The organism is Variovorax sp. Varisp41, assembly GCF_047325085.1.
Lineage (GTDB): Bacteria > Pseudomonadota > Gammaproteobacteria > Burkholderiales > Burkholderiaceae_C > Variovorax.
This window is the reverse complement of sequence record NZ_CP168541.1, coordinates 876704-900410: the sequence shown is the minus strand read 5'-3', so window position 1 is coordinate 900410 and position 23707 is coordinate 876704. Positions and strand designations below refer to the sequence as shown.

Genomic DNA, 23707 nt, shown 5'->3' with positions numbered 1-23707 from the left:
GAATCCCCTTCATGACCTCGATGCACCGAGCTTAGGAATGCCGACCCCCACCCACAAGGACGAAGAAGCCGCGGTTCCTGCCAGCACCGTCGTGCTGGTCGCGTTCGACGGCGTCGAGGCCATCGACGTCGCGGGCCCCGCCAGCGTGTTCAGCAAGGCCGAGCAATTGCGACCCGGCAGCTACGAGGTGCTGATCGCCTCGCCGGGTGGCGGCACCGTGTCGACCAACAGCGGTCTGCAACTGGGTGGCACTTGCAGCCTGGATGCATTGCCCGCCGCCATCGACACCCTGATCGTGGCCGGCGGCGACGAACCCGCCGTGCGCCACGCCATCCTCGAGCAGCGCATCGGCGACTGGATCGCCCAGGCCGCGCCGCGCGTGCGCCGCATCGCGAGCGTGTGCAGCGGCGCCTTCGCGCTGGCCGCGGCCGGCCTGCTCGACGGGCGCGAGGCCACCACCCACTGGCGCGTGTGCGAGATGCTGCAGGAACTGCGTCCGCAGGTGCGCGTGCGGCAGCAGCGCATCTACGTGCGCGACGGCAAGGTCTGGACTTCGGCGGGCGTGGTCACCGGCATCGAGCTCGCGCTCGCGCTGGTCGAGGACGACCTGGGCCACGAGGTCTCGATGGACATCGCGCGCACCCTGGCGCTGCCGATGCTGCGCGGCGGCGAGCAGCCGCAGCTCACCCCGGCGCTGCAGGCGCAGGCCAGCGCGAGCCATCGGCTGCGCGAACTGGTCGCATGGATCGGCACCCATCCGCAGGAAGAGCTTGCAGTCGAGGTGCTGGCCGAACGCGTGGGCATGAGCCCGCGCAACTTCGCGCGCGCCTTCGCGGCCGAGACCGGGTGCACGCCCGCGCGCTTCGTCGAGCGCACGCGCGTGGCCGCGGCGGCGCAGTTGCTGCGGCAGACCGGGTGGACGCAGGAACGGATCGCGAGCCGCAGCGGGTTTCGGTCGGTGGATGCGTTGCAGCGCGCGTTCGTGCGGCTGCATGGGGTGACGCCGGGCGGATGGCGCGATGCGGCGCGGGTCGAAACACGAGGAGGGACATGGGAATGAGCGAAACGAAACCGTCCGGGAACGCGGTGCTGATCGCGGGCGCCGGCCCCACCGGCATGATGCTCGCGGGCGAACTGGCGCTGGCCGGCGTCGATGTCGCGATCCTCGAGCGGCGCTCGAACCAGGATATCGAAGGATCGCGCGCCGGCGGCCTGCATGCGCGCACCCTCGAGATCTTCGACCAGCGTGGCATCGTCGACCGGTTCCTGGCCGAGGGGCAGACCGCCCAGGTGGCCGCGTTCGGCTTCAACCGGCTCGACATCAGCGATTTCCCGACGCGGCACAACTACGGACTGGCGCTGTGGCAGAAGCACATCGAGCGCATTCTTGCGGGATGGATTGCCGAACTGGGCGTGACCACGTATCGGGAGCGCGAGGTGGTCGGCTTCGATCAGGACGAGGCTGGTGTCGACGTCCATTTGCGCGACGGCCAGACGATGCGTACGCAATACCTGGTCGGTTGCGATGGTGGGCGCAGCGCGATCCGGAAGGCGGCGGGGATCGAGTTTCCGGGGTGGGATGCCACGATCAGCCACATCCTCGCCGAAGCGGAGGTCGCCGAGGAGCCCGTGTGGGGCATGCGGCACGACGCGATCGGCACCCACGGCCTGAGCCGCATGGACGACGGGAAGACCGTGCGGATCATGGTGACGGAGCGCGAAGTGGGGCGCGCGGACCAGCCCACGCTGCGCGACCTGAGCGAGGGCCTGATCGCTCACTACGGCACCGACTTCGGCGTTCACAGCCCGCTTCATATCTCGCGATTCACGGACATGGCGCGGCAGGCGGCGAGCTATCGCAAGGGGCGCGTGCTGTTGGCCGGAGATGCCGCGCATGTGCACTACCCGGCGGGCGGGCAGGGGCTCAATCTCGGCGTGCAGGATGCCTTCAACCTCGGGTGGAAGCTGGCGCAGGTGGTGAAGGGGATCTCGCCGGACAGCCTGCTCGATAGCTATCAGGCGGAGCGGCATCCGGTGGGGGCGCTGGTGCTGCGCAATTCGCTGGCGCAGGTCGCGCTGCGGCGGCAGGACGAACGCAGCAAGGCGCTGGCGGAGAGCGTATCGGCGCTGCTTCGGATGGAAGAGCCGCGCAAGTGCTTCGCGGGGATGATGTCGGGGTTGGACATCCGGTATGACCTGGGGGAGGGGCATCCGCTGGTGGGCAGGAGGATGCCGGATCTCGAGGTCGTGACTGCGGAAGGTACGAAGCGCGTCTTCGCGCTGATGCATTCGGCGCGGCCGCTGCTGCTGAATTTCGGGGTTCCGGGCGGCCTGGATGCGAAACGCCTGGCCGACAAGGTCCAGGTGATCGACGCCGGCTTCGATGGCACCTGGGAGCTCCCGGTGCTCGGCGAGGTCGGTGCGCCAGCGGCCGTGTGGGTCAGGCCCGACGGCTACGTGGCGTGGGTCGGGGAGTCATCGTGGGAGGGGCTTGAAGAAGCCCTGGCCACCTGGGTTGCGGCGCCACGCACGACCTGAAGCGTCAGGACGCTACTTGCAATCCCCACCCATCGATACAGTCCCATCCCTGCACTCGGTCAGCATCGGCTCCCCCACCGAAGCCGAGCCCGGCCCCGCCGCCAACGGCGCCGAGCCCGCGCCAGTGCCGACGTCCCTCTCATAGACGATCTTCCTGCTGCCCAGCTCGCAGCTGCCCACCACCTGCCCGCTCGTCGACGCGTTGGCATCGACGACGGCCACGGTGAAGCGCGCCACGCCGGCGGCGGCGATCTTCGACTCGATGCGGGTGCGCAGGGCCTCGCAGTCCTCGGCCGCGTGCGCGCTGCCCGCCGCGCCGGCCAGGGCCAGCACGGCGGGGAGCATCGCGAGCCAGGAGGGCTTCATGGCTGCTGCCACCCGCGCGATGCCGATCAGCCCTGGGCCGAGGCCAGCGCCGCGTTGAGCGTGGCGCTCGGGCGCATCACGGCCTCGAACTTCACCTTGTCGGCGAGGTAGTAGCCGCCGATGTCCACGGCCTTGCCCTGCACGGCGGCGAGTTCCTCGACGATCTTCTGCTCGTTGGCGGCGAGGGTGTCGGCCAGCTTGACGAAGGCGGCCTGCAGCTCCTTGTCGTCGGTCTGCGCGGCCAGTTCCTGCGCCCAGTACATCGCCAGATAGAACTGGCTGCCGCGGTTGTCGAGCTGGCCGGTCTTGGGCGAGGGGTTCTTGTTGTTGTCGAGCAGCTTGCCGGTGGCGGTGTCCAGGGTCTTGGCGAGGATCTTGGCCTTCTGGTTGCCGGTCTTGATCCCCAGGTCCTCCAGGCTCACGGCCAGCGCGAGGAACTCGCCGAGCGAATCCCAGCGCAGGTGGTTCTCTTCCACCAGCTGCTGCACGTGCTTGGGGGCCGAGCCGCCCGCGCCGGTCTCGTAGAGGCCGCCGCCGGCCATCAGCGGCACGATCGACAGCATCTTGGCCGAGGTGCCCAGCTCCATGATCGGGAACAGGTCGGTCAGGTAGTCGCGCAGGATGTTGCCGGTGGCGCTGATGGTGTCGAGGCCGCGGACCACGCGTTCCAGCGTGTAGCGCATGGCGCGCACCTGGCTCATGATCTGGATGTCCAGGCCCGAGGTGTTGTGCTCGTGCAGGTACATCTTGACCTTGGTGATCAGCTGGGCCTCGTGCGGGCGGTAGGCGTCGAGCCAGAACACGACCGGCATGCCGGAGTTGCGCGCGCGCGTGACGGCCAGCTTGACCCAGTCGCGGATCGCGGCGTCCTTGACCTGGCACATGCGCCAGATGTCGCCCTGCTCCACGTCCTCGCTCATCAGCACTTCGCCGGTGTCCAGGTCGGTGATGTTGGCGACGCCGTCCTCGGGGATCTCGAAGGTCTTGTCGTGCGAGCCGTACTCCTCGGCCTTCTGCGCCATCAGGCCGACGTTGGGCACGGTGCCCATGGTCTTGGGGTCGAAGGCGCCGTGCCACTTGCAGAAGTTGATCATCTCCTGGTAGATGCGGGCGAAGGTCGATTCGGGCATCACGGCCTTCACGTCCTTCAGGCGGCCGTCGGCGCCCCACATCTTGCCGCCGTTGCGGATCATCGCGGGCATGGAGGCATCCACGATCACGTCGTTGGGCGAATGGAAGTTGGTGATGCCCTTGGCCGAGTCGACCATGGCGAGTTCGGGGCGATGCTCGTGGCAGGCGTGCAGGTCGCGCTTGATCTCGTCCTGGGTGCTCTGGGGCAGGGTGGCGATCTTGTTGTAGAGGTCGACCATGCCGTTGTTGACGTTGATGCCCAGCTCGTCGAACAGCTTGCCGTGCTTCTCGAAGGCTTCCTTGTAGAAGATCTTCACGCAGTGGCCGAACACGATGGGGTGCGAGACCTTCATCATGGTGGCCTTGACGTGCAGCGAGAACATCACGCCGGTCTTGTGCGCGTCCTCGATCTCCTTCTCGTAGAACTCGAGCAGGGCCTTCTTGCTCATGAACATGGAGTCGATGACCTCGCGGTCCAGCAGCGCGACCTTGGGCTTGAGCACGATGGTCTTGCCGCTCTTGGTGATGAGCTCCATCTTGACGTTGCGCGCGCGGTCCAGGGTCATGGACTTCTCGCCGTGGTAGAAGTCGCCGCCGTGCATGTGCGAGACGTGCGAGCGCGAGGCCTGGCTCCAGTCGGCCATGCTGTGCGGGTTCTTGCGGGCGTATTCCTTGACGGCCTTGGGCGCGCGGCGGTCGGAGTTGCCTTCGCGCAGCACGGGGTTCACGGCGCTGCCGGTGCACTTGTTGTAGCGCGCGCGGATGTCCTTTTCCTCGTCCGTGGTCGGGTTTTCGGGGTAGTCGGGGATCTTGTAGCCCTTGCCCTGCAGTTCCTTGATGGCCGACTTGAGCTGGGCCACCGAGGCGCTGATGTTGGGCAGCTTGATGATGTTGGCTTCGGGCTTGAGGGTCAGCTTGCCCAGCTCGGCGAGGTTGTCCGGCACTTTCTGGTCGTCGCTCAGCAGTTCGGGGAACTCGCCCAGGATGCGGGCCGCCACGGAGATGTCGCTGGTTTCGACGTTGATCCCGGCCGGATTCGCGAAGGCGCGGATGATGGGCAGGAATGCGTAGGTCGCCAGCAGGGGCGCCTCGTCGGTCAGGGTGTAGACGATGGTGGGTTGCTTCGTGCTCATGCGCTTCTTCCGTAGATGCAGGTTGTCAAGTGCTGGAATTTCCGGCCGTCAGGGGGTGGCCCTTTTTTGGCCGTAACCCCGGATTGTCGCGCGACCGGGGCCGGGGCTGGCCAATGGGCCCCCGAAACCCTGGTGCGGGGGGGTGTCTCAGGCGCCCGGAACCCGAAAATATCCCCGGACCTCAGGGCCATCCCTGCCCGCCGCGGGCCGCCTTGCATCGCACAATGAGGCCCCCATGAGCGCCACCACCGTTTCGGCCGTTCCCCCCCTTGCGCCCACCGACCCGCAGATCCGCGTCCTCGTCGCCGACGACCAGCCCCTGATCCGCCGCGGCATGGCCATGCTGCTGGACGCCGCATCCGACATCCAGGTGGTCGGCCAGGCCGCCGACGGCATGGAGGTGGTGGAGCTGGCGCGGCGCCTGCTGCCCGACGTGGTGCTGATGGACCTGCGCATGCCGCGCCAGAGCGGCGTGCTGGCCACGCGCGAGATCACGGCCGCGCTGCCGCGCACCCGCGTGATGGTGCTGACCACCTTCGACCGCGACGACCTGGTGTTCGACGCGGTGCGCGCCGGCGCGCAGGCCTACCTGCTCAAGGACGCCTCGGAGGACGAGGTGCTGGACACGGTGCGCGCGGTGCATCGCGGCGAGTCGCGCATGACGCCGCAGATCGCGCGCAAGGTGATGGACCAGTTCCGGCTGCTGGCCAACCACGTGGCGCAGGACGTGGCGGCGGAAGACCCGCCGGCCTCCGCCGAGCCCGAGTCGGCCGAAGCGCAGGAGGCGCCCGACCCGCTGACCGAGCGCGAGGCCGTGGTGCTCGACCTGATCGCCAAGGGCCAGAGCAACCGTCAGATCGCGGCGGCGCTGAACCTGGCCGAAGGCACGGTGAAGAACCACGCGAGCCGCATCATGCAGAAGCTTCACGCGAACACGCGCACCGAACTGGCGGTGCTCGTGCTCGCGCGAAGAAAACAGCCCTGAGAAAAAAAGACGCCGGGTCGTGCCCGGCGTCGTTCATCCGCTCATTCGCTGAAGCGGGTCATTCGCTCAATCCGAAGCGTCCATGCTTGCCCGCGGGATTCGCGGACGAGGCCTCGACGTGCGCCTTGAGCATCGGCCGCAGCGCCACGATGGCCAGGAAGGCTGCGAACAGGTCCAGCCCCGCCACGGTGTAGAGCACGGTCGACCAGGTGCCGGTGGCTTCCATCATCAGGTTGCCGATGGGCACGAACAGCGCGCCGATGCCCTTGGCGCAGTACAGCACGCCGTAGATCTTGCCGATGTGCTTGGTGCCGAAGGCGTCGCCGGCCAGCGCGGAGAACAGCGAATAGACCTCGCCCCAGGCCAGGAACACCACGCCCGACAGGATCAGGAAGGCCCACGGGTTGTGGCCGAAGTAGCCCAGCGCGATGATGCCGATGCCCTCGAGCGTGAAGGCGATCACCATGGTCTTCTCGCGGCCGATGTGGTCGGAGATCCAGCCGAACAGGGGGCGCGAGATGCCGTTCATCACTCGGTCGAGCATCAGCGCCAGCGGCAGCGCGGCCATGACGAAGAAGTAGAGGTCGACCTTGAACTCCTTCACGCCCAGGTCCTGCGCGATCACGCCCAGTTGCGCCACGGCCATCATGCCGCCGGTGACCACGCACGAGAACATGAGCAGCATCAGCCAGAACAGGCGGGTGTTGAGCGCCTCCTTCAGCGTGTAGTCGCGGCGGCTCTGGGTGAGCTTGGCCGAGGCGCGGATCTCGTGCGCCTTCGGGGCCCGCAGGAACCACGCGGCCAGGAAGGCCAGCGAACCCTGCATCACGCCGAAGAAGAAGAAGGCTTCCTGGAATCCCGACGACTCGATCATCGCGGCGATCGGCAGGATGGTCGCGGCCGAGCCGGCGCCGTAGCCGCCGGCCGTCAGGCCCACGGCCAGGCCGCGGCGGTCGGGGAACCACTTGAGTGCGTTGTTGATGCAGGTGGCGTAGATCGATCCCACGCCGATGCCGCCGACGGCCGCGCCGATGTAGAAGCCCAGCAGCGTGGTCGCCTGCGAGTTGATGACCCAGGCCGCGCCGATGAAGACCGCGCCGAATGCCACGATCAGCCGTGGCCCGAACTTGTCGATGAAGTAGCCCTCGATCGGCGCCAGCCAGGTCTGGACCAGCACGAAGATGGTGAAGGCGATCTGGATCGAGGCGCGTTCCCAGCCGAAGGACTTCTGGATCTCGGGCACGAACAGCGTCCACGCGTACTGGATGTTCGCGGTCGCGATCATGCAGACGATGCCGACGACCAGCTGCGTCCAGCGGCTGGCGTACCAGCGTACCGGGACGCCGGCCGAGGCGCCGACGGCCGGCGAGAGGGATGTGGGGGTGCTCATTGTCGAATGTCTCCTTGGCAGGTCGCGCCGATCGCGTCGCGGCGCTGTCGAACTGGGTGGATGTGGCGCATCTCTCGACACGCTGCGCGATGGACGCAACTGTCGTCTCGAAAATAACTGCTCGCGCCTGCCGGAAGTCACGCCGCGACCCGAGGAAAACCCCGAGATGTCAGGGTAAGTGCCCATACCGAAAGTCATGGGCTGACGCGCCGCGGGTCCTTTGCGACAATGCGCCGCCCATGACCGCGCGCCCCCCTTCCGCCTCGCCGGCCTCGACCCCTCGATGAGCCTGCTGCAGCGCATCGACCCCCGGCGCAGCCTCGCCGCCGCGATCGGCTGGCTGATGATCGCGCTGGCCATCTGCCTGGCGCTGGCGGCCAATCTCTGGCTGCGCAGCTTCGTGCGCTCGACCCTGCTCGAGGTGCACTCGCAGCGGCTGGAGACGGCCGGCGAGCACGTCAGCGCCGAGCTCGATACCGCGATGCTGTTGCGCCTGCAGTCGGTGAGCGTGGTGGCCTCGATCCTGTCGCAGGACGTGCAGGGCGACGATGCCGCGTGGCGGCAGCGCTCGCTCGAAGCGGTGCACCGTGGCGTGCCGGACCTGATATGGCTGGCGCTGACCGATGCGGACGGCTTCATCGTCGCCGCCACCGACAGCCAGGTGGTGGGCCAGAACGTCAACCAGCATGCGTGGATCTCGCAGGGGCTGGCCGACGCGTGGATCGAGGAGGGCCGCTCGCCGGGCGAGCATTTCCTCAAGCTCAGCGCGCCGGTGAGCAATGCCGATGGCGCCATCGTCGGCGTGGTCGCGGCGCAGCTCAGTTGGCAGTGGGTGGACCACACGGTGTCCGGCATCAAGGCCTCGCCGGGCGAGTGGCTGCTGATCGACCGCGACGGCATGGTGCGCCACGGCCCGGCGGCCCTGCTCGGCACGCGCTGGCGCGAGACCGGCGACCTGGCCGCGCCCTTCGACCCGACGGTCGCGGGCCTGGGCACCGATGGCGCCGACCTGCCGGCGCGCATCCGGGTGCGGCGGCTGGTCGACAACAAGCCCTTCCTGGTGGCGGCGCCGCGCACCGAGCGCGACGGCACCTTGCGGCGCCTGGGCTGGCGCGTGGTGGTGGTGGAACCGGTGGCGTCGCTGGCTTCGTTCGCGACCGCCATCGAATGGCGCATCACGCTGGTGCTCAGCATGCTGGGCCTGTGCGCCGCGGTGGTCGGCGTGGCGATGACGCACCGCCTGACCCATCGCGTGAGCGCGATCGCGAGCTCGGCCGATGCGGTGCTCGCCGGCAGCGCCTCGCGCATCGAGGTGCCCGAGGGCGCCGACGAGGCGGCGCGCCTGGGCACCGCGCTCGACCGGCTGCTCGACACCCTGCAGCGCGAGCGCGACGAACTGCGCCTGCTCAACGCGGAACTCGACGAGCGCGTGCGCCAGCGCACCATGGAGATCAGCCGGCTGGCGCAGGAGTCGCGCGAGTCCGCCGTGATGCGCGAGCGCCTGCGCATGGCGCGCGACCTGCACGACACGCTGGCGCATTCGATGATGGCCATGCTCACCGAGATCCGCGTGCTCAAGCACATCGCGACCGCGCAGCCGCAGCAGCTGCCCGACGAGCTGATGCGTGCCGAACAGGCCGCGCGCGAGGGCCTGGACGAGGCGCGCCGCGCCATCGACCAACTGCGCAGCAACCCGGTGCGCGACATCGGGCTGGGCGCGGCGCTGACCGAGCTGGCCAGGGGCACCAGCGAGCGCACGGGCATCGCCGTGGACTGCGAGCTCGCGCCCGGGCTGCCGGCGCTGGCCGCCGAGCCCGCGGAAACGGTCTACCGCATGTGCGAGGAGCTGCTGCGCAATGTCGAGCGGCACGCGGGCGCGCGGCATCTGGGCCTGCGCCTGCGGCGTGCCGACCCCGGCGTTCTGCACCTGGAGATCGCGGACGATGGCGTGGGCTTCGACAGCCGGGCCATCGCGCCCGGGCACTACGGGCTGGTCGGCTTGCGCGAGCAGGCCGAGGCGATGGGTGTGCGGCTGGACATCGACAGCCGGCCCGGGCAGGGCACGCGCGTGAGCCTGCGCTGGGCCGCGCCCGGCTACGCGCCGATCGTCTGAGCGTCGGCCCGCGGCATCGACGATCGCGCCTGCGCCATCTGCCGCGCCGCGATGTAGCCGAAGGTCATCGCCGGCCCGATGCTGCTGCCACCGCCCGGATAGCGTCCGCGCATGATGGAGTTCATGTCGAGCCCGGCCGCGTAGAGCCCCTCGATCGGTACGCCCCGTGGCGTCAGCACCCGGGCCTCGGCATCGGTCTCGAGGCCGCCCACCGTGCTGAGATCGCCCGGATGCAGCGCGAGCGCGTAGTAGGGCCCGTCGCCGATCGGCGCCACGCCCGGATTGGGCGCATGCGTCTGGTCGCCGCGAAAGCGCGAGTGCGCGTCGGCGCCCTTGCCGAACTCCGGGTCCTCGCCGCGCGCCGCGCCTTCGTTGAAGCGCCGCACCGTGGCCTCGAGTTCGCCCGGATCGATCTGGAGCCGCCCGGCCAGCTGCGTCAGCGTCGGCGCCTCGACCAGGTAGCCGGCCTCGATCAGCGAGCGCGCGCTGAAGGGCGCGGGCCGCGCGAGGCCCAGCCCGTAGCGGCGAAGGAAGTCGCGATTGGCGATCAGGTGCGCCGTGGTGATGCCCCGCCGGTGCATCGTGCCCACGAAGGTCTGGTACGACCCGCCCTCGTTGACGAAGCGCCGCCCATCGGGCCCCACGGCGATGCAGCCGGGCATGGCGCGGTCGATGAAGATGTGCGGATACCTGACGATGCCGCCGTCGGGCTTGCGCAGCACCGACACCGGCGTCCAGATGCAGTCGCCCGCATGGGCCGGGTCGTGCAGGCCGCCGGCCGCCACGCCGAGGCGCACGCCGTCGCCGACGTTGCCCTCGGGCTGCAGCGAATGGTGGTGCTCGGCGAACGGAATGTGCTTGCGGCGCATCGCCTCGCTCGCGCCATAGCCGCCGGTGGCCAGCAGCACGCCGCGCCGCGCGAGCACCTGCATGCGGCGGCCCTCGCGCTCGATCTCCACGCCGGTCACGCGGCCGTCCTCCATGGCCAGTTCGAGCGCGGGCGTGTTCTTCCACAAAGTCACGCCGGCCTGGATCGCCGAATGAAACAGCCGCGCGGCCAGCGCGTTGCCGTTGACGATGCGCGTGCCGCGCCCGTAGCGCAGCCGGTCGGCGACGAAGCGCCGCATCACGCGTGCGGTGTGGCGAAACCCGGCCCAGGTCTTGAGCGCATGGCGCATCGGGTGGATGTCTGCGCCCTCGATCTGCATGCTGCCGAACAGCATGAGCTGCGGCAGCGGCATGCGCAGGTCGGCCAGGCGGTGGCCGAGCAGCCGGCCGTCGAAGGCCTGGGTCAGCAGCGAGCGGCTGCGCGCGGCGCCCGGCAGGTCCGATTCGTAGTCGGGCAGCGGAAAGGGCTTGAAGCGCACCTCGGAGTGCCGCTCCATGAAGGCCAGCATCTCGGGCGCGTGGTCGAGGTAGCTCGCGACGAGGTCGTCGCGGTAGGCCTCGCCGAGCACGGCACGCAGGTAGGTCTCGGCGGCCGCGCGCGAATCGTCGAGGCCGATCTGCTTCATCACGTGGTTGCACGGAATCCACGGCGCGCCGCCCGAGTAGGCGGTGGTGCCGCCGAACAGCGCGGTCTTCTCGACCACCAGCACCTCCAGGCCCAGCTGGCGCGCGGTGATGGCGGCGGTGAGCCCGGCCGCGCCGCTGCCGATGATGACGACGTCGGTTTCGATCATGGGGAACCTCCGGGAAACGATGGGAAGAATGAAGATCAGTCGATGGCGAGCACGACGTTGCCCAGCACCTCGCCGCGCTCGACCAGCTCGTGCGCGCGCACGATCTCCTCGAGCGGCAGCAACTGGCCGATGGTGTGCAGCAGCAGGTCGTCCTCGAGCAGCGGCAGCAGTTCGCGCAGGCAGGCCTCGCGCTCGCTGGGTGCGATCTCGTAGATGGTGAAGAAGCGCAGTTCGGCGCTCCTCTGCATCAGCACCACGGCCGGCAGCACGGCGTCCATGCCGGTCGTGCCGTAGACCACGACGCGCGCGCCGGGCTTCAGCAGCTTTGGGTAACGCGCCGCGTTGTTCGCGAGGTCGACCTCGATCACGCGGTCCACGCCCGCGCCGCCCGTGAGGGCCTGCACGCTGTCGCCGAGGTCCTGCTCGCGGTAGTCCACGACATGGTCGGCACCGGCCGCGACCGCGTGCGCGGCCTTGCGCGCCGAACTCACGCTGGCGATGACCTCCGCGCCGCGCAGCTTCGCGAACTGGATCGCATAGTGGCCCACCGACCCGGCGCCGCCCGCCACCAGCACGCGCTGGCCGGGTCCGCATTCGGACAGGCGCACCGCATGCAGCGCGGTGAAGGCGGGAATGCCGAGGCAGGCGCCCTCGGCGAAGCCCAGCGCGGCCGGCAGCGGCACGGCCTGCGCGGACGGCAGCGCGACGTAGTCGGCCGCGGTGCCGAAGGCGCGCCGCCACTGGGCGTTCCAGGTCCACACGCGTTCGCCGATGCGCGCGGCGGGCACGCCATCGCCCACCGCATCGATCACGCCGGCGCCGTCGCTGTGCGGAACGATCAGCGGCGCCACCAGCGCGCGACCGCCGCCGCCGCGCCGCATCTTCCAGTCGGAGGGGTTCACGCCCGAGCTGCCAAGCCGCACCCGCACTTCGCCCGGGCCGGGCTCGGGCCGCGGCTGCTCGCCGATGCGGATCACCTCGGCCGCTTCGCCCTGCCGCGTGTAGAAGGCGGCGCGCATCGAGCTCATGCTTCGCTGCCCGCGACGACGCCGCGCCGCTTGAGCTCGGCGATCTGCGCGGGCGTGAGGCCGATCTCGGCGAGCACCGCGTCGGTGTCCTGTCCGAGGCGTGGCGCGTTGCGCCGCTGCGCACCGGGCGTGCGCGAGAGCTTGGGCACGATGCCCGGCACCTGCAGCGCATCGCCGTCGCCCATGGCGATGGTCTGCAGCATGCCGCGCGCGAGGTAGTGCGGATCGGCCGCGATGTCGGCCACCGAGTAGATGCGACCGGCCGGCACCGAGGCCGCGTCGAGCCGCGCGAGCACCTCGGCCACGTCGCGTTGCGCGGTCCAGGCGCCGATGGCGGCATCGAGTTCGGCCACGCGCGCCACGCGGCCGGCGTTGTCGGCCAGCGCCGGATCGGCCGCGAGATCGGGTCGCTCGATCGTCGCCATGAGCCGGCGGAAGATGCTGTCGCCGTTGCCCGCGATCAGCGCATAGCCGCCGTCCCCGCAGAGGTAGGCATTGCTCGGCGCGATGCCGGGCAGGGCGCTGCCGGCCGCGCCGCGCACCGCGCCGAAGGCGCTGTACTCGGGCAGCAGGCTCTCCATGCAGTTGAACACCGCCTCGTAGAGCGCCACGTCGATCACCTGGCCGCGGCCCGAGCGCTGGCGCTCCTGCAGCGCCATCAGGATGCCGATCACGCCATGCAGCGCGGCCAGCGTGTCGCCCAGCGAGATGCCCACGCGCACCGGCACCCGGCCGGGTTCGGCCGTGAGATGGCGCAGCCCGCCCATGGCCTCGGCCACCACGCCGAAGCCGGGACGGTCGCGGTAGGGGCCGGTCTGGCCGTAGCCGCTCACGCGCAGCACGATCAGGCGCGGGTTGGCCTCGAGCAGCGCCTCGGGACCGAGCCCCCAGCCCTCGAGCGCGCCGGGGCGGAAGTTCTCGATCAGCACGTCCGACTCGGCGGCGAGCCGGCGCACGATGGCCTGCGCCTCGCTGTCCCGCAGATCGAGCGCGATCGAACGCTTGTTGCGCGACTGCACCTGCCACCAGACCGAGGTGCCGTCCTTCAGCAGCCGCCACTTGCGCAGCGGATCGCCGGCGCCGGGCGGCTCGATCTTGACGACCTCGGCGCCGAAGTCGCCGAGCGTCTTGGCGGCGAAGGGGCCCGCGATCAGCTGGCCCATCTCGAGCACCTTCAGGCCCGCGAGCGGACCGCGCGCTTCGCTGCCCGCCGTCATGCCGGCACGATGCGCATCGGCAGCCGGTCGAGCGTGCGCATCTGGTTGATCGGCCGGTAGCTTGCCGGCGCCGTGAGTTCCATGCGCGCCACGCGGCGGCTCAGCGCGCCGATCAGCGCTTCCGATTCCTGGCGCGCGAGCATCTGGCCGATGCAGGCATGGATGCCGTTGCCCAGCGCCACGTGGCTGCCCGCGAGCGCGGGGCGGTCGACGTCGAAGCGCTCGGGCTCGGGGAACTGGCGCGGGTCGCGGTTGGCCGCGCCCATGAACACGCCGATCTTGGTGTCGGGGGCCAGGCGCACGCCCGAGAGCTCGGTCTCGCCGCGCGTGGTGCGGTAGGTGACCTGGAACGGCGTCTCGTGCCGGATGCCTTCCTCGAACGCGGCCTTGACCTTGGCCGGCTCGGCGCGCACGCGCTCCCACTGCGCCGGGTTCTTCGCGAGCTGGTGCAGCGTGAAGCCGATGCCGGCGATGGTCGAGTCGGTGCCGCCGCCCACGAAGCTGCGCACCACGTTCGAGGCGATGCCTTCGTCGAGCTCGCCCGCGTCCTCGGCGCGGAACAGCAGCTCGGCGATCGAGTCGGGAATCACGCCCTGGCGCGACACGCTCTCCTCGAACCATGCGAGGTAGGGCTGCGCGGCCTGCATCGCGCGCTCGTAGAGCGCGTTGCGCGGCCCGCTCTGGTTGAAGCGCATCTCGCCGATGGCCAGGGTCTCGGTGCGTGGCAGGCGCACGCCCACCGCGGCCGGAAAGGCCTCGAGCACGAAGCGCTCGGCGCAGTCTTCCACGCCGTCGAACTCGCGCTGCTCCAGCAGCCGATCGACCAGGGCCTCGGCCTTGCGATCGAAGCCTTCCTTCCAGCGCCGGATCACCAGCGGCGACAGCAGGCGCTTGACCACCGAGCGGATCTTCGTGTGATCGGGCGGGTCGGCCTCGAGCAGCCGGCTCGGGATGCGGAACTCGCCGGGCTTGCGGATGTCCTGGATGCCGATGCCGCCCGCGTTGGTGAAGCGCGCATGGTCGGCCAGCACCGTCTTCGCCTCGGCATGGCGGCCCACGGCATAGATGCCGTGCGGCGCGATGTAGGCCACGGGACCGGCTTCGCGCAGCGCTTCGTGGAACGGATAGGGATCGAGCAGCACCTCGATCGCGTACGGGTCGATGTCCAGCACGGGCGCGTCGCGCAGCGCGACGGGTTCGGCGGTGGTGGTCATGCAGGGGCTCCTGGCGTGGGGGAATGCATCGAGTCTCGATGCGCTCCCGCCGCTCGTCAGTCCCCTTGACGGGGACGGCGCGGGCCTGTCGAGAGACTGCGTCCCCGGCAAGGGGACAGACGCCGCGCGCTCCGCTTGATGTACTCGCGCCGGCTCGAAGAACGACCATCCCCCGGAACCAGGAGACACACACATGCGCGCTTCCCTGCTAGCCCTCGTGGCCTGCACCGCCTTCGCGACCGCGGCGACGGCACAGGCCCAGAAAACCTATGGCCCCGGCGCCAGCGACACCGAGATCAAGCTCGGCCAGACCGTGGCCTACAGCGGCCCCGGCTCGGCCTATTCGATGGTGGGCCGCATGTCGGTGGCCTACTTCAAGATGCTCAACGAGACCAGGGGCGGGGTCAACGGGCGCAAGATCAACCTGCTGTCGGTCGACGATGCCTACAGCCCGCCCAAGACCGTGGAGGGCACGCGCAAGCTGGTCGAGTCCGACCAGGTCCTGGCGCTGGTCAACTCCATGGGCACGGCCTCGCAGACCTCGGTGCAGAAGTACCTCAACGGCAAGAAGGTGCCGCAGGTGTTCTTCTATGCCTCGAGCCCGAACCTGCATGACTCCGCCACCACGCCGTGGACCGTGCCCTTCTCCTTTGCCTACGACATCGAGGGTTCGATCTACGGCAAGTACCTCGCCGAGTCCAAGCCCAACGCGAAGATCGGCGTGCTCTACCAGAACGACGACGTGGGCAAGTCCTACATGCGCGGTTTCCGCAAGGCGCTCGGCTCGAAGCAGTCGAACATCGTGAAGGAGGTGAGCCAGGAGATGAGCGACCCGACCGTCGACTCGCAGATCCTGCAGCTGCAGGCCTCGGGCGCCGAGGTGCTGGTGGCCTTCACCTCGAACAAGGCGCAGGCGCAGGCGATCCGCAAGACGGCGGCGATCGGCTGGAAGCCGTTCTACATCGTGCCCTACGTGTCGAGCTCGATCAGCGGCGTGCTGACCCCGGCCGGCCTCGACAACTCGGTGGGGCTGGTGTCGAGCTACTGGTTCAAGACGCCGTCGGACCCGACCTGGAACAACGACAAGGCGATGCAGGAGTACCTGGCCTTCTTCAAGAAGTACCTGCCCAACGACGATCCGGGCGACACCACCTCGGTCTACACCTACATGGGCGCGCAGCTCACGGCGCTGGTGCTCGAGCGCTGCGGCGACAACCTCACGCGCGAGAACTTCCTCAAGCAGGTGCAGGGGCTCAAGGACATCGAACTGGGCATGCTGCTGCCCGGCATGAAGATCAACTTCCGCGCCGACGACTACTACCCGATCCGGCAGGCGCGGCTGGCGCAGTTCGATGGCAAGTCATGGAAGCCGATGACGGAGCTCATCACGATCGAGCGCTGAACGCGCGCGGCTCGCGCGGCCCGCGACCTCGGGCATGACGAAGGTCATGCCGGGGCTTGCTTGGCGAAGGGCACGCCAGCCTCTACGATGAGGCCCCCTTTTCCCGCGGGCCCGCCGCCATGTCCACCTCCGCCCGAGCCGCCGTCCTGCTGGTCGACGACCACGCGCTGGTGCGCCTGGGCTTTCGCGCGCTGACGCAGGCGCACGGCGCCTACACCGGCGAGGGCATGGAGGCGCTGGAAGCCAACACGCTGGCAGAGGCGATGGCGCTCTACGAGCGGCACCGCGGCGCCATCGGCCTGGTGCTGCTCGACCTCGCGCTGCCCGACACGCAGGGCCTGTCGGGCCTGGCCGAGTTTCGGGCCCGTTTCCCGGACGCCACCATCGCCATGCTCTCGGGCAGCCGGCAACCGGCGCAAGTGCAGGCGGCGCTCGCGATGGGCGCGGTGGCGTGGCTGCAGAAGGGCGGCGACTTGCAGGAGCTCGCGCACTTCCTGCGCCGCTGGCGCGAGGACGGCGTGCCGCCGCTGGCCGACGCGGCCGATGCAGCTGATCCCGCCACGGCGCGGGGGCAGGCCCTCGGGCTGCGCCAGCAGCAGGTGCTGAGGCACGTGCTCGAGGGCATGTCGAACCGCGAGATCGCCGAAGCGATGTCGCTCGGCGAGGGCACGGTGAAGAACCACGTCACCAGCCTGCTGCTGCGCTTCGGCATGCGCTCGCGCTCGCAGCTCATCAGCCGTCTCGGCGCGCAGGGCTGAGCGGTGGGCGGCGACGGACTGGACACGCTCGGGCTGCCCGCCGCCGATCCGGCGCGGCAGGCCCGCGTCGAGGCGCGCGTGCGCGAGCGGCAGGCCGACCAGGTGTTGGCCTACCTGCGGCGCCTGCCCTATTCCTATGCGGGCTTCGTGCTGGTGGCGGTGATCGGCTACCGCCACGGGCTGCGGCTGTCGCTGCCATGCTGGCTCGCTGCGCTGGCTGTCGTCACCTTCCTGCGCTGCCGCCAGGGGCGCCGGATCGAGCGCCTGGGCCCTTCCGCGCGCGCCGCGGCGCTGCCGGTGCTGCTGCGCGGCTTCCTCGCGGGCGGGCTGCTCAATGGCGCGATCCTGCCCTTCGTGTTCATGGCGCCGGGCGACGACTTCGCGCCGCTGGCGGTCTCGGCGATCCTGATCCTGGTGCTCTCGGTGGGCGCCGACGGGGTGGCCGGTTCCACGCGTGCCTTCGCGAGCCTCTCGCTGCCGCCCACGCTGCTGATGTCGCTGGGCTGGTTCCTGCGCGGCACGCCGATCGACGTGCTGATCGGCTTCGGTCCCTGGCTTGCCTACTTCCTGCTGCTGGCCGGCGTGCGCGACCGCGCGCGCACCCTGCATGCGCTGATGGAGATGGTCGACGCCAACCTGCACCTGTCGAACGTGGCGCGCGAGGAGCGCGACCGCGCGCGCGAACTGAGCGCCGCCAAGACGCGCTTCCTCGCGGCCGCCAGCCACGACCTGCGCCAGCCGCTGCATGCCATCAGCCTGTTCGGCGCCGCGCTCGAGCACGAACTGGGCGGCCATCCCGCGCAGGCCAATGCGCGCCGGCTGATGGGCGCGGTGCGCACGCTCGATAGCTCGCTCGACGCGATGCTCGACATCTCGCAGCTCGACGCGGGCGTGGTCCGCACCGAGCTGCGGCCCTTGCCGCTGCAGGGCCTGCTCGAGCGCGTGTTCGACCTGTTCGAGCCGCGCGCCAACCAGCGCGAGCTGGAGCTGCGCGTGCGCTCCAGCCCGCTGTGGGTGCGCAGCGATGCGCAGCTGCTGCAGCGCCTGCTGGGCAACCTGGTGGACAACGCGCTCAAGTACACCGAGCGCGGCGGCGTGGTGGTGCGCGCCCGGCCGCGCGGCGACGCGGTATGGCTCGAGGTGCGCGACACCGGCATCGGCATCGCCGAGCAGCATCGCGCGCGCGTGTTCGACGAGTTCTACCAGGCCGGCAATGTCGGGCGCGACCGCTCGCGCGGCCTCGGCGTCGGGCTGTCGATCGTTCAGCGCATCGCGGCGCTGCTCGCGCATCCGCTGGTGCTGCGCACGCGCGAGGGGCGTGGCACCTGCTTCCGGCTGGTGCTGCCCGCGGCCGAGGCGCCGCCGATGAAGGCGAGCGCCGCGGCGGCCGCGCAGTCCTGGCAGACCGTGTTGCCGCCGCTGGGCCAGGGCGAACTCGCGCGGCGCGTGCTGGTGCTCGACGACGATGCCGACGCGCGCGCGGCGATGGTCGAGGTGCTGCGCGCGTTCGGCGTGCAGGCCGCGAGCGTGGACACCGAGGCGGCCGCCCTGGCGGCGCTGCGCGAGGCGCGGGGGGAGGGCGGCGCGCCGTTCGAGGCCGCGCTGTGCGACTGGCGGCTGCGCGACGGCGAGGATGGCCTCGCGGCCGCGCAGCGCTTGCGCGCGGCCGGCGGCGGCCTGCACGTGCTGATGGTCACGGGCGAAACCGACCCGCTGCGGCTGCAGGCGCTGCAGGCCAGCGGGCTGCCGGTGCTGTTCAAGCCGGTGGAGGCCCGGCATCTGGTGTCGGCGCTGGTGATCGATCGCGCCAGCGGTCGGTCCGCGGCGGTGGCCTCTGCCTGAAGGCATAGGCCGCCGCCACATGACCTTCTTCACTCACTGCCTGGCGCGGCTTGCTTCTAACTTCTGCGGGTGGCGCCTTCGGGCGCGGTCCACCCATTGCACGAGGAGAAGCCCATGCATCCCATCCTGCCGGCACGCAGATCGCGGCGCGGCGTCGCCCGTTTCGCCACCGCGCTCGGCCTCGCCTTGCTGCTCGCGGCCTGCGGTGGGGGCGGCGGTGGTGGTGGTGGCGTCGGCCTGCCGGTGGTCCCGCCGGCGCCGGCCCCGGCCGAAGGCAGCGCCACGCTCGGCGCCGAGGGCGGCGTGGTCGAAGGCCCCGACGGCGTGCGCGTCACCGTGCCGCCCGGCGCCTTGCGCGAGCGCGTCACCTTGCGCATTGCGCGCGACGGCAGCGGCGCGCCCGGCGTACCGGCCGAGGCGCAGCGGCTGTCGGCCGTTTATGCCTTCACGCCGCACGGGCAGCAGTTCGACCTGCCGGTGGAGATCCGGCTGCCGATCGATGCATCGGGCCTGCCCGCGGACCGCAGCCCGCCCGTGCTGCTGAGCCAGCCCGGCGAGCCGTGGATCGGCCTGCCGGTCGACGAGGTGAAGCGGGACGGCAACGCGGTGCGATTCCTCAGCACGCATTTCTCGTGGGGCCTGGCGGCCTGCGAATACAAGTGCACCGACGGCCAGCCGTGGTTCGGCGGCGCGCTGCTCGGCAGCTACACGCTGCTGCCCGCGCAGGCCGTGCCGGGCCAGCCGCAGTACAAGCTGATCGACCAGGCGGGCACGCGCATCGCGCGCCTGCAGGTGAACGCCATCGCCTACCAGCCCGGCACCAACCGCATCTGGTGCGAAGGCCCGATCACGCTGCGGCTGATGCGCCACGATGGCCGCGGCACGCGCAGCTTCATCGCCAGCCGCGTGTTGGCCGGTCCGGGCAGCGTCGACGTGCCGGTGGCCTTCGACCACGGCTTCAACGGCACCGGCGGCCTGTACGTGGACTGGAGCTGCACGCACCGCAGCGGCTATCCGCCCAACGTGGCCTTCGTCTACGACGGCTGGCCCCATCCCTTCGGCGTGGCCGCCGTGACGGTGGCGATTCCGGTGCCGGTGGCGGCACCGGTCATCACGCGCCAGCCCGCGGATGCAACGGCGGGCGCCGGCCAGGCGGCGAGCTTCAGCGTGGCGGCGACGGCGCCCGACAGCCTGTTCGTGCAGTGGCAGCGCAGCGACGACGCGGGCGCGAGCTGGCGCAACGTCGGCACCGGCACCAGCTTCTCGGTGGCGAATGTGCAGGCGGCCGACCATGGTGCGCTGATCAGGGCCCGGGTCTGCAACGCGCGCGGCCTCACGCTGAACTGCATCGATTCGGACGTGGTGCGGCTCGACTACACCGGGCCGATCGCGCCGGCCATCGTGCAGGCGCCGCATGACCTGTCGGTGGTCGCGGGGCAGACAGCCTCGTTCACCGTCACCGCCAGCGGCCGGCCCGCGCCGACCCTCGCGTGGTTCCGCGTGGAGGCGAGCGGCGACCAACAGGTGGGCACCGGCGCGACCTACACCACGCCGGCCACGCAGCTGTCCGACGATGGCGCGCGCTTCTACGCGGTGGCGACCAACAGCGGCGGGCGCGCGGTGTCGAGCGAGGCCGTGCTGCGCGTGGCCTCGGCCGCGCAGGCACCCACGGTGGGTGCGATCTCGGCAACGCCGGGGCTGTCGATCGTCGCCTGCGCCAGCGTGACCCTGAGCGCTACCGCGAGCGGCACCGCGCCGCTCCAGCACCGGTGGCGCCGCAACGGCACGCCGCTGGCCGACGGCGCGCAGGCCGCCAGCTGCAACGGCACCCCGGCCACCGTGAGCGGCGCGGGCAGCGCAACGCTGGTGCTCGGCAACGTGCCGGCGGCCTGGAGCGGCAGCAGCCTCGACCTCGCTGTGAGCAACAGCGCGGGCAATGCCAACGCCGCGGCCGTCACGCTCACCGTGATCGCGCCGCCGAGCGGCCAGGGCTGGAGCCCGGGCGCGACGATTCGCGCGCCCTTCGATGCCGCGCCGTGGAACTACGGCGATGCCGCCCTGCAGGGCTACGGCAACGGCGATGCCTGGGCCCTGCTGAGCGACGGCGGCCGCAACGTCTGGGCCACGCGCTACCGCGCGGCGTCCGGCGCCTGGGATCCGGCCGAGCCGATCGCGGCGGTCGCCGAGGCCGCGCAGGCGGCGCCCGTGGGCATCGCCACCGACGACCAGGGCCGTGCCGTGGCCGTCTGGGTCGAGATCATCAACGGCATGCCGCGCCTGTGGATGCGCCATCACGGCGGCACGGCCTGGAGCGCCGCGCGGCGGCTCGACGACGGCGCCGATCTCGGCGAGAGCGTACGCATGGGCCTGTTCCCCTGGCAGCAGGCGCGCGTGCAGCGCTCGGGCGGCCAGGCGCTGATCGCATGGTCCAGCACGCACGACAGCCTGGGCAGCACGGTGCGGGTGCGCCGGCTGCGGCTGTCCGATGGTTTGCTCGAAGCGGCGAGCACGCTCGGCAGCTCGATCGCGTCGCTCGAGCGCGATACCTATCGCATGCCGCTGCAGCTCGCGGTGAACTCGCGCGGCGACGCGATGGCCTTCTGGCATCACCTCGACGGCACGGTGCGCGCCGCGCGCTATGCGTTGTCCACCGAGCAATGGACGCTCTGGTCCGGTCCCGGGCCCAATGCAGCCGACTACCCCGCGTTCGCGCTCGACGGCACGGGCCGCGCCTGGCAGGCCGTGCCCGTGGACAGCAACAGCCAGGGACAGGAGATCGACGTCTACAGCCTCGGCCCGGCCGATACGCGCTGGACGCCGCACGGTTTCGTCACGGCCGGCCGCCTCGGGGCCTACGTCGCGCCGAAGCTGGTGGCCGACGATGCCGGCAACGCGATCCTCGCGTGGCCCTGCGGCACCTGCGTGGGCGCCAACCTGCCGATGAACAACGCGCCGATCCACGGCAGCCGCTTCTCGGCAGCGACCCAGGCCTGGAGCGCGCCGCAGCAGCTGGACCCGCGCGCCGCGGGCAGCAACGGCTTCGTCGACATGAGCAGCTTCGACCTGCGCATGAACGCGCGCGGCGATGCGCTGCTGACCTGGGCCTATACCGAGAACGTGCTGGGCAACGGCACGGGCGTGGGCCTCAGGATCCATGCGCGGCAGTTCCGGCACGACACGCTCGCGTGGGGCGCGGTCACGCAGATCGCTGCCTCGAACGTCGGCGAGCACTTCGCGCCGATCGCCTGGCTGGCGCCCGATTCACCGCGTGCCATGCTGCTGTGGTCGCATGCGCCGGGGGCGCAGGGCACGCAGGCCGGCTGGTCCGTCTACCTGCCTTGATTGAACGCGGGGCGCGCGGCTCAGGGCCGCGGCTGGCGCTCGATGCTGAGTTCGCGCCGGCAGCTCATGTCGGCCATGCGGATCGCCTGCGGCGCGCTGTCCATCGAGCGGCCCGTGGGCTCGAGCGCGCCCCACTGGTTGCGCGCGAGCTCCACGCCATAGCGCATCTCCCAGCGCTTGCCGATGATCCGCTCCATGCAGTGCTCCGCATCCGCATAGCGTTCGGCCATCTCCATCGCGTCGGCGGGTTCGGCCCGCACGGCGGCGGTGGCAAGCAGCGAACACAGGAGGAGGGCGGAGCGTGCGGGGAAGCGAAGGAGCATGGTGGATGCGAAAGAGGGGATTGAAGGAAAGTCGCGGATTTTAACGACCGGCCCGCGCACGATGCCGGCTGTTACAAGACGGCGGCCCGCGGCCTCAGTCGCGCAGGCTGCTCGCCAGCCGCACCACCTCGGCCAGGGTCGCGAGCTGCCCCGCGTGCTCGGTCGCGAGCCGCGCGAGCTTCTTGCGGCCCGCGGGCAGCAGGTGCACCTCCACCTGGCGCCGGTCGACGGCGCTGGGCTTGCGCACGACCAGGCCCGCTTCCTCGCAGCGCGACACCAGCGCCACCACGCCGTGCGGCTGCGCCTGCAGGCGCTCCGCCAGCTCGCCGATCGAGGCCCAGTCGCGGCCCGGAAAGCCCTGCGTGTGCAGCAGCAGCTGGTATTGCAGCGCGGTGATGCCTTCCTCGCGCGCGGCGTCCTCGCTGAAGCGCAGGAAGCTGCGCAGCGTGTAGCGGAAATCGGAGAGGGCTTCGAAGCGCTGCTTCTGGAGCGGGCTGGAGGAAGTCGGCATGGGCGGGATCGGCAAAGGAGACCGCAATGTATCAGCCGTTGCGCGGGCCCAGAGGGTAATCACTCATGCTGTGACATAAAACATGTCATAGCATGATGAAACTGATCGGAAGCTGACCGCGAGGCGGCGACCGGTTCTTCCGCGCGAACGCCCCGGCGTCCGTTGTCGACAACACCCCCGCTTCGCCCCGCCCGCGTCCTTCGGCGCGGAAGGTCGCGGCGTTCCCTCCTCCTCATCCATGAAGATCAAGAGCCAGAAGGACTTTCTGTCTGGAATCATGTTCATCTGCGTCGGCGCGGCCTTCGCGATCGGTGCCACCAACTACACCATCGGCAGCGGGGCGCGCATGGGCCCGGGTTACTTCCCGCTCGTGCTGGGGATCCTGCTGGCGATCGGCGGTGCCGTCGTGCTGGCGGGCTCGCTGCGTTTCGGCGCGGCCGGCGGCGAGCCGGTCGGGCGCATCGCCTGGAAGCCGCTGCTGCTGATCATCGGCGCCAACCTGGTGTTCGGCGTGCTGCTCGGCGGCCTGCCGACCTGGGGCGTGCCGGCCATGGGCCTGATCGCGGCGATCTACGCGCTGGTCGCCGTCGCGAGCGTCGCGGGGCCGCGCTTCTCGATGCGCACCGCGCTGATCCTCGGCACCATCCTCGCGATCGGCAGCTACCTCACCTTCATCGTCGGCCTGAGCCTGCAGTTCCAGGTCTGGCCCACCTTCATCAGCGGCTGAGGAAG

At 70.7% G+C, this 23707-nt stretch carries 18 protein-coding genes; 9 read left to right on the top strand and 9 right to left on the bottom strand.

Annotation, left to right across the window (positions count from 1 at the left end; translation table 11 throughout):
- The first annotated feature begins 37 nt into the window (after window positions 1-37).
- Window positions 38-1060, top strand: a complete 1023-nt coding sequence (locus ACEN9J_RS35385) for a GlxA family transcriptional regulator (protein WP_261206045.1) — start codon at window positions 38-40, stop codon at window positions 1058-1060.
- Window positions 1057-2538, top strand: a complete 1482-nt coding sequence (locus tag ACEN9J_RS35380; RefSeq protein ID WP_413765674.1) for an FAD-dependent monooxygenase — start codon at window positions 1057-1059, stop codon at window positions 2536-2538. Before ACEN9J_RS35385 ends, ACEN9J_RS35380 begins: the two co-directional genes overlap by 4 nt.
- A 12-nt stretch (window positions 2539-2550) precedes the next feature.
- Here ACEN9J_RS35380 and ACEN9J_RS35375 read toward each other — a convergent pair whose 3' ends face one another.
- Both ACEN9J_RS35375 and ACEN9J_RS35370 read right to left on the bottom strand, forming a co-directional pair.
- Window positions 2551-2904, bottom strand: coding sequence for a DUF1161 domain-containing protein (locus ACEN9J_RS35375; protein ID WP_413765673.1), 354 nt, complete (start codon window positions 2902-2904; stop codon window positions 2551-2553).
- A 26-nt stretch (window positions 2905-2930) separates the two neighbouring features.
- Complete coding sequence (locus tag ACEN9J_RS35370; protein WP_057593503.1) at window positions 2931-5168, bottom strand: NADP-dependent isocitrate dehydrogenase; 2238 nt, start codon at window positions 5166-5168, stop codon at window positions 2931-2933.
- A 235-nt stretch (window positions 5169-5403) separates the two neighbouring features.
- Between ACEN9J_RS35370 and ACEN9J_RS35365 the strand changes: the two genes are divergently transcribed.
- Window positions 5404-6153 (top strand): response regulator transcription factor, encoded by a 750-nt coding sequence (locus ACEN9J_RS35365; protein WP_057593504.1) that lies wholly within the window; start codon window positions 5404-5406, stop codon window positions 6151-6153.
- A 58-nt stretch (window positions 6154-6211) separates the two neighbouring features.
- On the opposite strand, the gene oxlT is transcribed toward ACEN9J_RS35365, so the two are convergent.
- The gene (gene oxlT, locus ACEN9J_RS35360; protein ID WP_261206040.1) at window positions 6212-7543 is read right to left on the bottom strand and encodes an oxalate/formate MFS antiporter; all 1332 of its coding nucleotides are present in this window, start codon (window positions 7541-7543) and stop codon (window positions 6212-6214) included.
- Between the two features lie 283 nt (window positions 7544-7826).
- On the opposite strand from oxlT, the gene ACEN9J_RS35355 reads away from it, so the two are divergent.
- Entirely contained in the window at window positions 7827-9656 is a 1830-nt protein-coding gene (locus tag ACEN9J_RS35355) for a histidine kinase (RefSeq protein ID WP_413765672.1), read from the top strand.
- Here the strand turns inward: ACEN9J_RS35355 and ACEN9J_RS35350 are convergent.
- Genes ACEN9J_RS35350 through ACEN9J_RS35335 form a run of 4 tightly spaced genes read right to left on the bottom strand, consistent with a single transcriptional unit; the run spans window position 9638 to window position 14797 of the window.
- Complete coding sequence (locus ACEN9J_RS35350) at window positions 9638-11338, bottom strand: FAD-dependent oxidoreductase (RefSeq protein ID WP_413765671.1); 1701 nt, start codon at window positions 11336-11338, stop codon at window positions 9638-9640. The two genes, ACEN9J_RS35355 and ACEN9J_RS35350, sit on opposite strands and share 19 nt — an antisense overlap.
- 35 nt (window positions 11339-11373) lie before the next feature.
- A complete protein-coding gene (locus ACEN9J_RS35345; RefSeq protein ID WP_413765670.1) occupies window positions 11374-12366 on the bottom strand; it encodes an NADPH:quinone reductase in 993 nt (330 codons plus the stop codon).
- The gene (locus ACEN9J_RS35340) at window positions 12363-13583 is read right to left on the bottom strand and encodes a CaiB/BaiF CoA transferase family protein (RefSeq protein WP_413765669.1); all 1221 of its coding nucleotides are present in this window, start codon (window positions 13581-13583) and stop codon (window positions 12363-12365) included. The genes ACEN9J_RS35345 and ACEN9J_RS35340 overlap by 4 nt, the downstream gene beginning before the upstream one ends.
- Window positions 13580-14797 carry a cytochrome P450 gene (locus ACEN9J_RS35335; RefSeq protein WP_413765668.1) on the bottom strand — a complete coding sequence of 406 codons (1218 nt, stop codon included), beginning with the start codon at window positions 14795-14797 and terminating at the stop codon, window positions 13580-13582. Before ACEN9J_RS35335 ends, ACEN9J_RS35340 begins: the two co-directional genes overlap by 4 nt.
- Window positions 14798-14990: 193 nt before the next feature.
- On the opposite strand from ACEN9J_RS35335, the gene ACEN9J_RS35330 reads away from it, so the two are divergent.
- From ACEN9J_RS35330 to ACEN9J_RS35315, 4 genes are all read left to right on the top strand, one after another.
- Window positions 14991-16199, top strand: coding sequence for an ABC transporter substrate-binding protein (locus ACEN9J_RS35330; protein ID WP_296726443.1), 1209 nt, complete (start codon window positions 14991-14993; stop codon window positions 16197-16199).
- 119 nt (window positions 16200-16318) lie between these two features.
- A complete protein-coding gene (locus ACEN9J_RS35325) occupies window positions 16319-16957 on the top strand; it encodes a response regulator transcription factor (RefSeq protein ID WP_413765667.1) in 639 nt (212 codons plus the stop codon).
- A 3-nt stretch (window positions 16958-16960) separates the two neighbouring features.
- A complete protein-coding gene (locus ACEN9J_RS35320) occupies window positions 16961-18799 on the top strand; it encodes an ATP-binding protein (protein ID WP_296726451.1) in 1839 nt (612 codons plus the stop codon).
- Between the two features lie 114 nt (window positions 18800-18913).
- Complete coding sequence (locus ACEN9J_RS35315) at window positions 18914-22141, top strand: hypothetical protein (protein ID WP_261206033.1); 3228 nt, start codon at window positions 18914-18916, stop codon at window positions 22139-22141.
- 20 nt (window positions 22142-22161) lie between these two features.
- Here the strand turns inward: ACEN9J_RS35315 and ACEN9J_RS35310 are convergent, their stop codons facing one another.
- Together ACEN9J_RS35310 and ACEN9J_RS35305 are read right to left on the bottom strand one after the other, a co-directional pair.
- The gene (locus ACEN9J_RS35310; RefSeq protein ID WP_216087275.1) at window positions 22162-22401 is read right to left on the bottom strand and encodes a hypothetical protein; all 240 of its coding nucleotides are present in this window, start codon (window positions 22399-22401) and stop codon (window positions 22162-22164) included.
- A 157-nt stretch (window positions 22402-22558) separates the two neighbouring features.
- The gene (locus ACEN9J_RS35305) at window positions 22559-22975 is read right to left on the bottom strand and encodes a MarR family winged helix-turn-helix transcriptional regulator (protein WP_057593515.1); all 417 of its coding nucleotides are present in this window, start codon (window positions 22973-22975) and stop codon (window positions 22559-22561) included.
- Between the two features lie 238 nt (window positions 22976-23213).
- Between ACEN9J_RS35305 and ACEN9J_RS35300 the strand changes: the two genes are divergently transcribed.
- Window positions 23214-23702: a tripartite tricarboxylate transporter TctB family protein gene (locus tag ACEN9J_RS35300; protein ID WP_057593516.1), complete on the top strand. Its 489-nt coding sequence runs from the start codon at window positions 23214-23216 to the stop codon at window positions 23700-23702.
- Window positions 23703-23707 lie beyond the last annotated feature (5 nt).